Annotated in this window: 9 protein-coding genes and 2 pseudogenes; 6 read left to right on the top strand and 5 right to left on the bottom strand. The window is 35.5% G+C overall.

Annotated features, from left to right (window positions below; all coding sequences use genetic code 11):
* The first annotated feature begins 294 nt into the window (after nucleotides 1-294).
* The 3 genes from MHH66_RS10695 to MHH66_RS10685 all read left to right on the top strand — a co-directional run bounded on the left by MHH66_RS10695 (nucleotide 295) and on the right by MHH66_RS10685 (nucleotide 4315).
* Nucleotides 295-1632, top strand: a complete 1338-nt coding sequence (locus tag MHH66_RS10695; RefSeq protein ID WP_078185765.1) for an erythromycin esterase family protein — start codon at nucleotides 295-297, stop codon at nucleotides 1630-1632.
* Between the two features lie 203 nt (nucleotides 1633-1835).
* Nucleotides 1836-2414 carry a sensor domain-containing protein gene (locus MHH66_RS10690; protein ID WP_002084562.1) on the top strand — a complete coding sequence of 193 codons (579 nt, stop codon included), beginning with the start codon at nucleotides 1836-1838 and terminating at the stop codon, nucleotides 2412-2414.
* A 113-nt stretch (nucleotides 2415-2527) separates the two neighbouring features.
* Nucleotides 2528-4315: a helix-turn-helix transcriptional regulator gene (locus MHH66_RS10685; protein WP_078185766.1), complete on the top strand. Its 1788-nt coding sequence runs from the start codon at nucleotides 2528-2530 to the stop codon at nucleotides 4313-4315.
* A 259-nt stretch (nucleotides 4316-4574) separates the two neighbouring features.
* On the opposite strand, the gene MHH66_RS10680 is transcribed toward MHH66_RS10685, so the two are convergent.
* From MHH66_RS10680 to MHH66_RS10665, 4 genes are all read right to left on the bottom strand, one after another.
* A complete protein-coding gene (locus MHH66_RS10680; protein WP_078185767.1) occupies nucleotides 4575-6965 on the bottom strand; it encodes a penicillin acylase family protein in 2391 nt (796 codons plus the stop codon).
* Nucleotides 6966-7066: 101 nt separating this feature from the next.
* Nucleotides 7067-10498, bottom strand: coding sequence for a DUF4132 domain-containing protein (locus MHH66_RS10675; protein ID WP_078185768.1), 3432 nt, complete (start codon nucleotides 10496-10498; stop codon nucleotides 7067-7069).
* Nucleotides 10499-10609: 111 nt separating this feature from the next.
* On the bottom strand, nucleotides 10610-11368 hold the full coding sequence (locus MHH66_RS10670; protein WP_078185769.1) for a DnaD domain-containing protein: 759 nt from the start codon (nucleotides 11366-11368) through the stop codon (nucleotides 10610-10612).
* A gap of 448 nt (nucleotides 11369-11816) precedes the next feature.
* Nucleotides 11817-12398, bottom strand: coding sequence for a TetR/AcrR family transcriptional regulator (locus MHH66_RS10665; RefSeq protein WP_002190148.1), 582 nt, complete (start codon nucleotides 12396-12398; stop codon nucleotides 11817-11819).
* 221 nt (nucleotides 12399-12619) lie between these two features.
* On the opposite strand from MHH66_RS10665, the gene MHH66_RS10660 reads away from it, so the two are divergent.
* Together MHH66_RS10660 and MHH66_RS10655 are read left to right on the top strand one after the other, a co-directional pair.
* On the top strand, nucleotides 12620-13852 hold the full coding sequence (locus MHH66_RS10660; RefSeq protein WP_078185770.1) for an MFS transporter: 1233 nt from the start codon (nucleotides 12620-12622) through the stop codon (nucleotides 13850-13852).
* Nucleotides 13853-13983: 131 nt separating this feature from the next.
* Nucleotides 13984-14157 carry a hypothetical protein gene (locus tag MHH66_RS10655; RefSeq protein WP_165689480.1) on the top strand — a complete coding sequence of 58 codons (174 nt, stop codon included), beginning with the start codon at nucleotides 13984-13986 and terminating at the stop codon, nucleotides 14155-14157.
* A gap of 214 nt (nucleotides 14158-14371) precedes the next feature.
* Here the strand turns inward: MHH66_RS10655 and MHH66_RS10650 are convergent.
* A pseudogene (locus tag MHH66_RS10650) lies at nucleotides 14372-14494 on the bottom strand (IS1595 family transposase); the annotation flags it as partial.
* Nucleotides 14495-14591: 97 nt separating this feature from the next.
* On the opposite strand from MHH66_RS10650, the pseudogene MHH66_RS10645 reads away from it, so the two are divergent.
* Nucleotides 14592-14836: pseudogene (locus MHH66_RS10645) on the top strand (DNA alkylation repair protein); the annotation flags it as partial.
* Nucleotides 14837-14933 lie beyond the last annotated feature (97 nt).

The following is a 14933-nucleotide window of genomic DNA, read 5'->3' as shown; positions in this document are numbered from 1 at the left end:
ACAACTTAGAATAAAAATTTTTTGGCATACAGATTAATTCATCTTTAAAATCCCTCCCAAATTTATAATCTAGTCTTACTTGCGACTCATCAATGTAATTATTATTTATAAGTTGTCATAGCCGATAGTACAAAAGTGTAATGATTAGTCTATGACCTGTGTCAATTAACCTTATGACAATATGTAACTAGAAAATATGATATGGGATAGATAACAATTGAATTAAGGCAATTGATTCGTGCAAGTACATGAATCAATCTCGCTTTTAAAACAATTCAATTGAGGTGGAAAAAAATGAATAAGAAAAGAATAATTGCAATGGTTAGTACAGCTTTATTAGTCACAGGATGTGGAGAAGTAGGAAACGCTCAAACAGTAGCAGTCGAAAATTCAGGTCAATCAATCCAAAAAAATATAGTTAAATCAATACAATCACAGGCTTACCCATTAAAAACGATAGAACCGTCAAAATCATTTGAGGATTTAAAACCACTTAAGAAAATGATTGGGAGTGCACAATATGTAGGATTAGGAGAGAATACTCATGGAAGCTCTGAAATTTTCACTATGAAGTTTCGACTTGTGAAATATTTGGTTACTGAGATGGGTTTTACGAATTTCGCAATGGAAGAAGATTGGGGAAACGGCTTAAAGCTAAATGAATATATCCAAACAGGAAAAGGAAACCCTAGGGAATTTTTAAAATTGTTATATCCTACTGATGAAATTATAGCCATGATTGAGTGGATGAAAGATTATAATGCTGATCCATCCAATAAAAAAAAGATCCAATTTATTGGGCTCGACTTAAAGGAGTTGGACCAAGGTAGCTTTAATAAAGTAATTGATTATGTAAGGCTGCATCGACCAGATTTGCTGGCAGAAGTAGAAGAAAATTATAAAGAATTGCCGTCTTTTACTGGAAGTATACAGGAATATATGAAACTTGCTCCTGAAATGAAAGAGAAGTTCAAAGCAAACGCTGAGAGAGTAGCCCGATTACTGAAAGATGAGAATGAGCAAGCCAACACAGAAATAGTTTCACCCGAGTACATCTGGGCGAAAGCAACGGCAAGTGCAATAGAGAAATTTACCACAATGCTGCTTTCTAATGACTACCCAAATGTAATAAAGCTACACGAGCAATACTTGGCCGATCATGCAATGTGGGCACAAGAGACATTGGGTGGGAAAACGATGGTATGGGGACACAATATTCATATTGCTAAAGGAATTATCGATGAGAAATTATACCCTTATGTTGCGGGGCAATTTTTGAAGGAACGTTTAGACAATAATTATGTCACAATTGGTAGTACAACTACGGAGGGGAATTTCACCTTATACAGCGAATATGATCCTTCTACTGGAGGTAAGATTACAACGGGTACGATTCCACAAAATGTAAATAGTTTTAACTATACCCTCGGAAAAGTACCATATAACATGTTTTTATTGGATAACCGTCACCTTAAAGGACAAGCAGAGAAATGGGTTAAAACAAAAAGACCATTACTAAGTATAGGAGGACAAATATTCCCAAACGAATCGGCATACTTTGATAAATCATTGCTTGAGCAATTTGATATTATTTTTCACATTCGAAAAACAAGTCCATCTCATATTAAATAAAAGTACAAAACAATCCCGTTCTTGCATCTGCAAGAACGGGATTGTTTTATGGAGATTAATATAAGCATCTTTTTTAACCAGAAGTAGGTTACTCTCCCCTTTTTAGCATCATTTAGAGATGTCATATGACACTTTTACACTAGTGAGAATGACAAAAAAAGCAATATAATTCGTTTATTACATAGATAGGAGCGATGAGCTTTATGAAATCAAGATTCATCCAGAATGGTTATTTTTTATTACTAACTTTCATTACAGGTTTGTTTTATTTTTGTTTTTATCTAATAGCTCTGCTATTCAGTTTCACCCTTTCATTTACGGTAGTTGGGATTCCATTAGTTATACGCGTACTACAAACTACCACACCCTTTATCCAATTCGAGCGCATACAAACGAAAATTTATACTGATATTTCGACAGAATCTTACGATAGAAGTGTAACGACGGATACATCGGACTGGGCGCAAGTAAAATTAGGACTTACGGATCGCCACACCTGGTCTGCTGTCTTTTGGTTAATGCAGAAATTTGTGATTGGCATTTTCAGTCTCATTAGTGCAATCATTTTTTATGTAATGCCACTGATGTTCCTGTTAGCACCACTATTGTATCGATACATCGATATGAATATTATTTTCATACAGATAGATACTTTTCCCAAGTCACTCCTTGTAATGTCTATCGGTATAGTGTTTACCGCCATAAGTATTAAAATAGTAGATGGTTTAACGAAAAAATTTGGAGGTTATACACGCAGTATGATTCAGCAACTAAATCGATAGAAGTTTGTAGTCTACGAATAGTAGGCAGTTTAAACTTAAAAATATAACAATGTAAGAAGGATTATTCTATAATATAGGAAATGAGAAAGAAGGCTACTTAGGGGGTAAATAAATTGTTTGATATGGTTAAATATTGGTTTTGGTATGATTGGATTATGTTAGGAATCCGTCTACTTGTTAGTGTGTCTACCCTCCTAGCAACATTAAATTTCCAGGATGGTTTAACATTACCACTTTGGATTATTATTATTTGGGAAATTATTGCCTTCTCTATTCCATGGGTAGCCTTACTATTCAATTATAAATATTACTTATTCACAGAAATATTGCTATATGGTGGACTATGTATATTCTTAACCTCTTTATTTCCAGAAGCTTACAATATCTTTCTTATATCGGTATTTCTTATCGCAGCAAATAGTAAGCATTTGTCCTATTATTGGACAGCTCCAACAACAGTTTTTATAACAACTGGAATTTTCTATGCGGTTGCGCCAAGTAATAGCTATTGGGTTATGGTCACCTATTATGGATTCGCTTATGTAATGGGATTCGCCTTTCATTTATTAATCGTCAATCATAAGCAAAATGAAGCAATTCGTAAACAAAACGCAGTACTTGAGCAATATATGTCTCAGATTGAACGCATTACACTGGCAGAAGAACGGAACAGGCTGTCGAGCGAGCTTCATGATACAGTTGGTCACGCTTATACTTCTATTATTATGGGGATGGAAACGTTGCGTACCGAACTTGCTACTGAGATGGGTATACAGAGGCTAGATTCTCTGCTTGAAATGGGACGTAAAAGTATTGAGGACGTGAGAGGTTACCTACATCAAATGGATTCTCCGTGTCAATCCCCTTCCTTGATTCAATCTCTACAAAATCTTGGAGCCGAATTTCAGGAGCACGCTCAGGTAAATGTAAGTTTTAGGACATTCGGAGAGGAATATCAACTATCTCGGCAAGCGAAGATCGCATTCATTCGTTGCTTACAAGAGTCCCTTACGAATGCAGTACGTCATGGCCAGGGGACTGAAATTATAGTTTCATTGCAGTTTGAACAACAATATACGAGGTTAGAAGTTCAAGATAATGGAAAAGGAAATATAGAATGGCAAGAAGGCTTCGGTATGAATACGATGAAAGAACGGGCAATGAATTTGCAAGGTCAATTGTCTGTATATACAAAGCCAGAGGAAGGAATGCTTGTTACATGTACCATACCGCGACAAACTGAAATAAAAGATGGACTTATTCGTTTGTTAATTGTAGACGACCAGCCATTTGTTCGGGAAAGTTTGAGGACACTACTCGATAGATATGAAGATTTAAATGTAGTCGGTTTGGCTGAGGATGGCAATCAAGCCATCGATTTGTGTGGGCGCCTTCAACCCCACGTTATACTTATGGATTTAGATATGCAGCACATGGATGGAGTCGAAGCAACCAAAAAGATTAAGCAACAATGGCCACATATCCGCGTATTGATTTTTACAACTTTTCAAGATACCGAACAGGCGTTGGAATCGCTTCGCAACGGTGCGGATGGTTTCTTACTCAAATCTATTGAAACGTTGGAGCTAGCTAATACGATCCGACTTATTCACAAAGGTGGGACACTGATTGATCAGGGAATGTCTCACAAAATATTTGAGAAGTTTGATGAGCAAAAAGAGACACCACAATCAAAAGCAACTGCTTATGAGCTAACAGCTAGAGAGATAGAAATATTGCAGCTAGTAGCAAAAGGACTTCGATACACTACCATAGCATCAAGGTTATATTTATCGAATGGTACGGTCAGAAACTATGCTTCCACAGCTTATACAAAGTTAGGAGTCCGTAACAAAGAAGAAGCTGTTCAAAAGGCTCTAGAAATTGGAATTATTGAATAACAAAATGTTATGCGGTGTATAAAAATGAGCAACAAAGAAAAAGAACGCTTTGTGTGGTTTCTTTTGTAACAGAGTAAATAAGGCCCGTTATCGTATAAGTAAATGTTAAAACACTTACTGTTTTGTCATAATAAAATCATTGAATCTTATTCTCTAAAATACAAAAGCCTACTATCAATTTAACTGATAGTAGGCTTTTAAAATGATTTAAGAACTTGGTTATGTTCTAATTTAACAGTTTTCATCAGTGGAAATATTATCACTTCGGCTGTAAAGTTAATACTTCCCCTTCAATTCCATCTGTATTTAAAGTAGTCGTATGATACTTACCGTTCACCCAATCATCTATTTGATCATGATACCAATCGCTTCTAAAATGTCCTGACTGTCCCGGCCCCACTATATGATAACCGTTTGACATATCTTTCGTATCAATAACGAATCGCCAAGAAGCCCCATGATTTACAATACCGTTATCTCCATAACTCGCTGCTTGAACGGTAACTTGGCTTCCGCCAATTGGAACTGGTTTCTCACGATTAAATGCAAGTAATGCTAATATACTAGATGATCTCGAAATTGGATGTGTAAAAGCAAGTTGATGGTAATCGCCCCACTTCCACTCCGCAACATTCGGTCCATATTCCTTCTGTAATTTCTTCATTACATTCTCGTACGATGTATGTACAACTTCTGTGAAGCCTCCGTACTTCGTAAACCAAGCGCTATTTTCTCCTGCTACTTCTTTTCGAATCAATTCATCAACTACTTGTGACTTCCCTTCAAATAACTCCATCACATCTTTCGGTATTTCTTTTGAAAATAGCGTATTCGAAATCTCTTTCATTAACAAATGGAATATTAATGGTGCCGCTTCATCTTTACTATCGTAAAAATTCCACTTTGTTAATTGTTTTACGCCTTCTTTCTCTACTTCATTTAAAGATGCTTTATTTAACTCTTTTAACAATATAGGAGTAAACTCTTTCCCATATAAATTTTTTTGATCCATCTGTAAATCTTCTAAATCTTTCACCGTATACTTTTCCTTCTCTTGTAAAAACTCTTGAATACGCATTTGCCTATATGGCTGCGCCCACGTATTACTAATATGGTACGGATAAGCGTCATCAACGATTTTATTATTCGCAGTTGAAATAAACCCTTGTTTTGGATTTATTACTTTCGGAAGCTGATTAAACGGAATATACCCTTCCCATTCATATTCATCTGTCCATCCAGGTACAGGCAAACTACCATCGCCTTTTTTACGCACTGGTATATTTCCGTTCGCTTTATAAGCAATGGTTCCGTCATTTGATGCAAACACAAAGTTTTGAGTTGGTGTATGAAAATCTTGAAGAGCAGTTTCAAACTCATTCCAGTCTTTCGCTTTATTCATATTTAATACAGCCTTTAATTCAGCTGATGGCTCTAAAGCAGTCCATTTCAAAGCGAATACTGTTTTCGTTTTCTCTTTCCCTTTATCCGCAAACTCTGAAATAACTGGACCATGCCTCGTAACCGTAACGTTATACGGAATTGTTTTCCCGCCTTTTACTTTAATAGATTCATTAACAACCGTAGCCTTTTCCCATTTATCGTTATACAAAAATTCATTTTCATTATTAGGATTTCGCTTCTCAATATATAAATCTTGCACATCGGGACCTGTATTCGTAACGCCCCATGCTATTTTGTCATTGTGTCCTAATATAACGCCTGGTACTCCTGCGAAAATAACGCCACTCACATGTAAATCTTTCATTTCAAGTTGCGATTGATACCAAATAGAAGGTGTCGCAAGAGATAAATGAGGATCATCCGCTAAAATCGGCTTACCAGATACACTCTTTTCACCACTCACAACCCAGTTATTACTACCGTTAAACTCTGGTGGAATAACTGTCTTTGAAAAACTTTGTGCTACGTCCACATTTGTATTTTTCAATTCAGCTAGCAATCTAGGCACATCTTTCGGATATGTAGGAAATAGCTCATTTGCTTGCTCTTTCGGTAAATTTTTCAGCGTCCAATATCGAAATGCCTGTCCGTGCCAATGTCCTCCTAAATCAAACGCCATATACTTTCCAATCGTTAAAGAATCCACGATTGACCATTCAGCAGGTTCATAGCCTAATAAAGTAAACTCAACCGGCAATTTCTTTTCCTCTTTTGCCTCACGTATAAAAGTATTCACCCCATCAGCAAATGACTGCAGGGCATATTTCGCTTCTCCATCATATTGACTAACAGATGCTTCTGCCGCTCGCCGTAAACCGAGCGTTCGAAACAATTTATCTCGATCAACAGCTGCTTCCCCTACAACTTCACTTAACATACCAGAAGCTTGTCTTCTACTTAAATCCATTTGAAACAAACGATCTTGCGCTTGTACATACCCTTGCGAGAAATATAAATCATGCGCATTTTCCGCTTTAATATGTGGTACACCTTTACTATCTCGTTTCACCGCAACAGCATGTTGTAAATCCTCAAGTTTTATCGTTCCATCTATCTTTGGCACAGAACTAAGCGTATATATGTTCAAAAAAATCATAGCGCAAATAAACAAAAAAAGAACGATACTACTAGACCAAATAAAAATTCTTTTTCCCCTATTTCGTTTCTTTTTTATGACGACTTCCATACAATCCCTCCTCTCTCAATCTATTCGCTTCTATTGTGAAAGAACCTTTTAGAAAAATTGAAAAACCCCCTTCATTTTCCTATCAATGAAGGGGGTTTTTCTTATCGTCCGCTACGCCAGCTTTCATTATGACCAAGATTTGAATCGGTCGCTAATTGCACATCATATAACATTTCACTAAAGAAGTGCTTATCTACTTGTTTTGGTACAATGCGTCTCTCATCATCAATTTCGTCGTATTCATATGAACCGTGGTTCACTTTTCCTGCCTTATAAAATTGAATTTCAAATACACATACATCTTCTTCACCTTCATATCCAATTGGCGCTCCGCTAAATGAAAGTTCCGCTCCTACTCCAGTTCTAGTGTCTTCTTTATAAAACGTATAATAAACACCGCCATCTTGAACCGATCCGCGAGTCCATCCAAGTGTCGTCATCTTACCGAATAACGAGCGACCATTTAACAAAATACCGCCAAATCTCTCAACATCAACCTCATCATTTTCCTCTACTACAAACACTGGACGTTCAATTTGTAGGAATGGCTGAACAATTCCGGAATTTGTCAGTTGCTCTTTCCACACTTCCTTTTCCACCTCGGATAATTCTAACGGATGAATTAAACCAATAACAGTTCCAGGTGAAAGCTCATGATGCTCTCCTATCATTGAATAAAACATATCACCCGCCGCATAACGGAACGTTCTCAGCAACTTTCCTTCCGTATATTCACCCCAAACAAGTGAAATGGCAAATTGCTTCATAATTGGATTTTCCATAAATACCGGCTTCCACGTATCGTATGACCAATAGCGCTTTAGTGATAGAGCAGTTTCCAAACGTTGTTTCTGCATGGAAAGAGCACTTCGAAGCTCTTTCTTTAAAGCGGCTAACTCTTTCTTAGCTTCTTCAGCTTTTTCTACATCATCTTTTGCATTTGGCTTTGGAAGTGACTTCATACGTTTTCCTTCTTCTGTCGCTAATTCAATTTTTGACTCTGAAGTTAAAATAGCAGTAAAAAATCTATTTCCAAAATCAATCTTCTTTTCACAACGTATATTGAAACCAAGGTTTGGTACCAATTGATCTTCCAGCTCTTCTTCCGTTATACCACGTGTTTTCGCAGCAAGACTTAGTGCTTCTTTTGCCGCATTACGCACTAACTTATGCTTATATTTAAATGCCATCGCATGAATAGACACAAGTGCAAGCTTAGATGAGGACAACCCCAGAGCGCGAACAGCATCCGCTGCAATCTTTCCTCTCATATGAAGGACCCATTCATCAATTTTCTTTTTAAGTATGCCTACCATTTTGTCATCACTAAACATTCCATATAATGAAAGGATTCCCCGTTTCTTCACATCTGCATCTTGAGAAATCCATATTTGATATATTACTTGTACATACTCTTTCAAGTCTTGTTCATTTAAAGTACTACCAATTACTTCAGCTGCCTCTTTCTTCTCAATAACAGAATCTGAAATATACTGCTGTATATAAGCTAACGGAACTGTTGCGTCTGCTATTTCATTTGAATGACGAAGACGGATTTGTGGTTCGTCCCCAATCAATTGCAGAAGTGCATTTCTTTTTTGTTCCGTTACTATACGACTACAAAGTTCTTCTATATTTTCTGAGTTTCTCCCCACTTCAAGTAACCGAGCAAACTTCTCAATAAAAGAGGCGTTCTTCTTTTCTTGTAAAGCTTCCTGTACAAGTTGCATATATTTTTCAATCTTATAATCTATAAGTATTTCCATCACATGTTCACGGACAATTTTCTTTTTATTATTAAGTTCAACTGCTACATCTTCTGCCGCTTCTACATCTTTTGAAAGAAGTTTAACTACAGACTCACGCATTTTTTTAGATGAAGCGCCTAAGCTTTTGATTAAAATTGGACGCATTTTAACCATGTTATCCTTTGCTAACTCTTCTAAAATATATGCTTTTGCCACAGCAGAATACTCATCAAATCGTTCAATTATGTATGCTTGTTCTTTTACAATGACATGAACAAGCGCTTCCTTCGCCTTGTTTCTCTCTTCACTGTAGCATGCAGCTTGTTCAACTGCATAAGTGATAAGCTTTTCCTGACTTAATCCATACGAAAGAAGATCTTCTAATACTTGTTTCGGTTCTATCCCTCTGACAGAACATTCGTACAGAAGTTCGTATAAATTAACGTTATATTCATCTCCGAATTGCAGTGTAAGTACAGCTTCCCTCTTCGCTACATCATCTACATCCCAAAGGAGTGCAACCTCTAATACTGGCATCCCCCAATACATACTTCTATACTTAGGATTTTTAAGTATTTGCTTCATATCCTCAAATGACACTTTCCCTATTAAATAATCACGATATGTATCCCGCACTGTAGACAATTTAATTTGCAAAGCAGCCACAAAAAATTCTTCTCGTATTTTCCCTCTATTTAGCTCATGTCCTTTTTCAGCTAACATTCGTGCGATGATGAGATAATTAATTTTACTTAAATAATGCAAAGTACGTTGAACAAATTCAGGATTTTCTTTCGCCATGAAGCATAGCAATTCATATTCATACGTCTTACAAAATTCTTCATTATTTAAATCATGTTGCCTCAGACGGTGCGCAAAAAATCTTTCCTCAGAAATCCAAAACTGTTTACAAAAACTTTGAATTTCATCATATGTTTTCTTATTTACACTACCTGTTCTTTTGTAGTTTTGAAGCTGACCGAGAGCTTGACACATGTAACGCGTAGCATGGTTCATAAAACCCCAAACATTTCTCTTCGCTAATATTTCAACATATCGCCTCGCAACATTTGAATACTTATGAATACTAAATAATAGCCGCCAAATATATTCTGGTAAAGCCCCACCTACAAATAATTCCCTATCACTTTCACCCTTTATATACCGTTCAACAGCTTCAACCTTTTCCTTTTCTCCATTCAAATTCAAATTCAAATTCAATATAAATTCAGCATGTTCTTCTAATCTCTCGTCCAATAAAGAGCTATATGTACGGAATCTCTCATAATCTACTTCAAACATTACAAGAAGTAGCGATAATTGCTGCTTTATTGATAAAGCTGACAACTGCTCTTCTATATAGTTCGGATTCTCGCTTATTAATTCTCTAAGAAAAACATACGCTTCATCCACATAACTTGAAATATTGGATAAATATTTGCATGCACTTGCTACAAGTTTCTCCAAAGGAAGTTCACTTTTTTCTAAATAAACCTTCATATTAGAAAAATTCACATATTTAAACCTTATTATAAGAACATTTAACAATTGCTCCCCTAGCAAATAATAAAATAACCGAAAGAAATCCGGATCTTGTTTATATACTTTTCTAAAATCATTTATAAATCGCTCGGCAAAATCGCCTCTTTTTTGATCTCTAATTGTCGTTAGTTGAATATTATTTAAAATCTCTTCTTCTCTCGTTTCTAAATAACGTGATGATAATTGTTCCTGTTCTTCTGTCATATGAATATATTGAAACAACTGAGATGTATTAGTAGTCAAACTTTGTTCCCCCGCATCTTTTTATCTATTATAAAAATACCCTTATTTAATTGTAGTATAGCATACAACCCACCGTATACGAACGTATATTCTGCATTAAATTTATGTAAATTAAAAAACACTACTCAAAACACTTCTCCTTCTCTCTAAACTTCCCATTACACACTTTTCTCCACTATATTCGCTACACCAATTCCTCAAGATACCCTTTACATAAGCAAGTGTCCCCTTATTATTTTCAAACGCAATTTTAAGTGCCTCTAGTACTTTATCTCCTGAAACTCTTTGCATCCATTCCTTTAATTCCTTCGCGATATATGGAGATAGACTACTAATGTTTTGTTCGTAAAATTTATAAACTTCACTATGCGGAGTGGCATCCTCTACTCTTTCTACCTCTTCCTTCTCTTGAATAATTACTTGTTGTGAATTACTATCAATCTCTTCCTCTGGCATACCAAAATACTGAAGTAATAACGGAATCTTGCATTCTTCTTCAAGACATTTACGCAAAAACTTATGTAGGAACTCTTTACTTTTCACCATTTTCAGCTCACGTAATACACATTTCTCTATGTTCGTATTAAAAATAGGATTATAGTGTAACCAATTTATAATGAATAACTCTTTCGTTTCCGCATCATATAAAATCTTCCCGTATTCCACAAACCGGTTCAATAACTTCTCAACAGTCTCCATACTGTAACCAGTTTCAAGCTCTGCCAAACGCTTCGGTAATATGTAAATACCACATTGCTTCGTTTTCGTACCAGTTAACAAATATATGTAAAAATAACGCTCCTCTGGCGTTAAATCTAATATGAATTCATCTTGCCAAAAGTTCACCTGCACATTACGGTACACCGCCATATATTTACCTCCTCCTTTTATTCATAAAAAGGCAGAATTCAATCCTTCAATATACATATAGGAATGAGGGCTTTGTTTTTTGCATTTGAATTCCAAATTTTTTTAACTACTACAACGCCGGTTTTATTTTTTCGCGCTTTTTTGTTCTTGTAGTTGTTTTTGTTTTGTTTTTTCTTTTCTTAGTGATTTATTACTTGGTAGGTGCTTATGAAGGGCTTGGAAGGGGCTTATATAGTGTTTTCATTCCTCTCTTATCCGATTCCTAATTACAAATGTCTCCAACAATCTTCATATATTGCAGACAACCATTATGATTCACCTGCTCATATTTACACGAAAATAAAAAGCACTTGTTGCCTTCGTAGACAATTCAGTGCTTAAAGTTAAAAGCTTATAAATAAAAGTGTCTATAATCGACATAGTTGATTGAAATACAATTCTGTTACATTTATTTTAGTAACGATAATATGATACATACCGAATTATCTACAACTGAACGTTCTGGGCGAGATTTCATTAACACCGTTAATCCAATTAATGAAGTAACTAGCGTTTGTGCCAATGCTTTAGCATTCACATCACTTTGCAGTTCTCCAGACTGAATTCCTTTAGTAATTAATTCTTGAAATATAACTGAAAGATACATTTGATGTTCTCTAGTCAGCACTTCAAATTTTTCATTATGAGGGGCAATCTCAACCATTGTGTTAATACAAAAACAGCCTTTATTTGATTCTTTTTTATATTCCTCTTCCACCATATTTTCAAAAAATATACGAATGGCCTCTTTTACAGATTGTTCTTTTTGAAGTTTTGTTCGAATGCTAGCTGCGTGTAAATTCGTGTATCTCCGTAATGCAGCTTCAAATAGCCCTTCTTTATCACCAAATGCTGCATATAAACTCGGTCTTTGTATTTCCATTTTAGCAGTTAGATCACTTAATGAAGTAGCAGCGTATCCTTTCTCCCAAAAAAGTTGCATAGCAGCATCCAAAGCTTTTTCTTTATCAAATTCACGTAGTCGAGCCATTTAACCCCTCCTCTTTTTTCACCTGTTTTCTAAATTATAAATCACGTTTTTATGTACTAATCAGTATATTATATATCGTATTAAATTATAAATGATATTTCAAAAGAAACTGAATTTAATTTACAATTCACTTGACATAGCAACTTATCCCTGATTATATTTGACTTACAAAATAACATACCGTTCGGTACATTATTTTAAAAACAAAAGGAGATGATATTATGGATGCTAAAGAAAAAATGACAACTGATCTTACACAGAATAATGATCAGTTCCAATCACCTATCAATACAATCATGCCCCGCTATATAACTCTATTATTTTTAATAGCTTGCGGGATGGCTGTGGCGAATATATACTTCGCTCATCCTCTACTTGATTCTTTATCAAATGCGTTTAAGATCAACCATTCAACTATTGGTGTCGTTATTACGATTACTCAAGTTTGTTATGCACTCGGATTACTTTTATTAGTTCCACTTGGTGATTTGTTAAACCAAAAAAGACTTATCATTGTTCAAATGCTTTTATCCGTTTTCGCTTTAATTGTGGTCGGAGTCGCTCCTTCCAGTACCGTACTTTTTATAGGTATGGCCTTAGTCGGAATTCTTGCGACTGTTACGCAGACACTCGTCGCATACGCATCCATTTTAGCTAACCCAAAAGACCGTGGGCGAATAGTAGGTTTCGTCACGAGTGGTGTCGTAATAGGAATTCTACTTGCACGTACATTTGCCGGAACATTAACAGATCTAGCGGGATGGCGTTCCGTTTATCTTACCTCTGCTGTACTTATGCTCTTCGTAATTGGTTTGTTATATCGTAATTTACCTAGTCTTGAACATAAAAAAACAGCTATGACCTATCGTAAATTATTGCGTTCTGTTCTCTTATTATTTGTAGAAGAAAGGATCTTACGTATTCGCGGAATATTAGCATTGCTTATTTTTACTTCATTCAGTATTTTATGGACTTCATTAGTTTTACCTCTAAGTGTTGCACCATATAATCTATCACATACAGCTATCGGAGCATTTGGTCTTGCTGGAGTTGCTGGTGCATTAGCTGCCACTAAAGCCGGACAACTTGCTGATCGCGGATTCGGAGAGAGAACTACTGGCATAGCCTTATCCTTATTATTACTTTCATGGCTCCTAATTAAATTAATGAATCATTCTCTATTCCTACTAGTTATCGGTGTTATCCTTTTAGATTTAGCTGTGCAAGCTGTACATGTCACCAATCAAAGTATGCTTTTCACAGTGCGTCCAGAAGCGAGAAGTCGCCTCACTGCCAGTTACATGATTTTTTATTCTATCGGCAGTGCAACAGGTGCAATTCTTTCCACAAACATTTATGCAAGCTACGGATGGAACGGAGTTTGTACATTAGGTGCATCCGTTAGTGCTTGCGCTCTTTTATTCTGGGCAATGACCTTACGACGATCGTCATAAATAAAGGCTGTTTTCTCAAAGATTGTTACTGTTAAAACTAAAAGGCAGATTTAATCTACAAAACGTGTAGAATACTTTGCTATAATCAACCCAGGATATATAATTATGGTTAATCGAAAGGAGGGATAATAATGAAACAAGTAGCTCTCCATCAATTGCACAAAGAGCATAATAAACGAATAACAGAATTTCATAAAAAACACGAAATTGAAATTCAACGTGGTGAAAATGGGAACGGTTTGTTAACTAAATGGGAAAGATTTTTTTATAACAAGGTAATTTTCCCTCTAAAGAATGTGAAATAATACCTACCTATTAAATGAATTGTCATCCTTGTACAGTTCATTTTTGTATCGCATTTTAAGTCAAATACGCATTACTCTTTTTTTCTTATTCAACTAAACTACTCCATTAGTTAAATAACAATAAACCATTGAATCTACCTAAAAGGCATCTGATTAATGATGCTTTTTACCTTTTCTTAATGCTTCAACTGTGAAACATTTAGATTTTTGGCAAGCTGAAATAAGTATTTGCTCTATCCAAATAATACGTACAAACGCCTTGAAATCGTTCCATCCATCTTTTCAAGCGGCGATGAAAGTTATTAACGTGTTGTATGTGGAATATCCCTTTTTTTACTCGTTGATAGAGAGCAACAATCTATACGAAAACAGCCTAAATAAAAGGAGAATAATTTATTAGTGCATTTTTTAATATACTTTTTTTACAAAACTATAAAATTGCGAAAAATACGATTCAGGATTCTCCAGAACGAACAAAATCCGCTATGAATAATCTTCTAAACACTGTGAGGATTTCATATGCGCCACTACATGAAAAGGCAGTCGAGACTGCAAAAGAAGTTGGTATAGTTGAAGTAAAACGTAACAAGAAAAAAGCAGTTTTCTAAATGCTTACGAAAATATGCATTTAGAACTTGATAGAGAAAGACTCGGTTTCAAACGTAAATATGTAAGATGTAAAAAAACAAAAAGGGGTATCAATCTTTCTTCATTGATACCCCTTTTTACTTTGGTTACTGAACTAGCTCCGTAGAAAACATTCATTTAATTCTGGA

Origin of the sequence: Bacillus sp. FSL H8-0492, assembly GCF_038006145.1 — a bacterium.
Taxonomy (GTDB): domain Bacteria; phylum Bacillota; class Bacilli; order Bacillales; family Bacillaceae_G; genus Bacillus_A; species Bacillus_A mycoides.
The sequence above is the reverse complement of the archived record's forward strand: the minus strand, read 5'-3'. Positions and strand labels throughout refer to the sequence as shown.

Coding starts and splice junctions, on each gene's coding strand:
- MHH66_RS10695 (WP_078185765.1), top strand. CDS start 295: ATGAATAAGAAAAGAATAATTGCAATGGTTAGTACAGCTTTATTAGTC.
- MHH66_RS10690 (WP_002084562.1), top strand. CDS start 1,836: ATGAAATCAAGATTCATCCAGAATGGTTATTTTTTATTACTAACTTTC.
- MHH66_RS10680 (WP_078185767.1), bottom strand. CDS start 6,965: ATGGAAGTCGTCATAAAAAAGAAACGAAATAGGGGAAAAAGAATTTTT.
- MHH66_RS10670 (WP_078185769.1), bottom strand. CDS start 11,368: ATGGCGGTGTACCGTAATGTGCAGGTGAACTTTTGGCAAGATGAATTC.
- MHH66_RS10665 (WP_002190148.1), bottom strand. CDS start 12,398: ATGGCTCGACTACGTGAATTTGATAAAGAAAAAGCTTTGGATGCTGCT.
- MHH66_RS10660 (WP_078185770.1), top strand. CDS start 12,620: ATGGATGCTAAAGAAAAAATGACAACTGATCTTACACAGAATAATGAT.
- MHH66_RS10655 (WP_165689480.1), top strand. CDS start 13,984: ATGAAACAAGTAGCTCTCCATCAATTGCACAAAGAGCATAATAAACGA.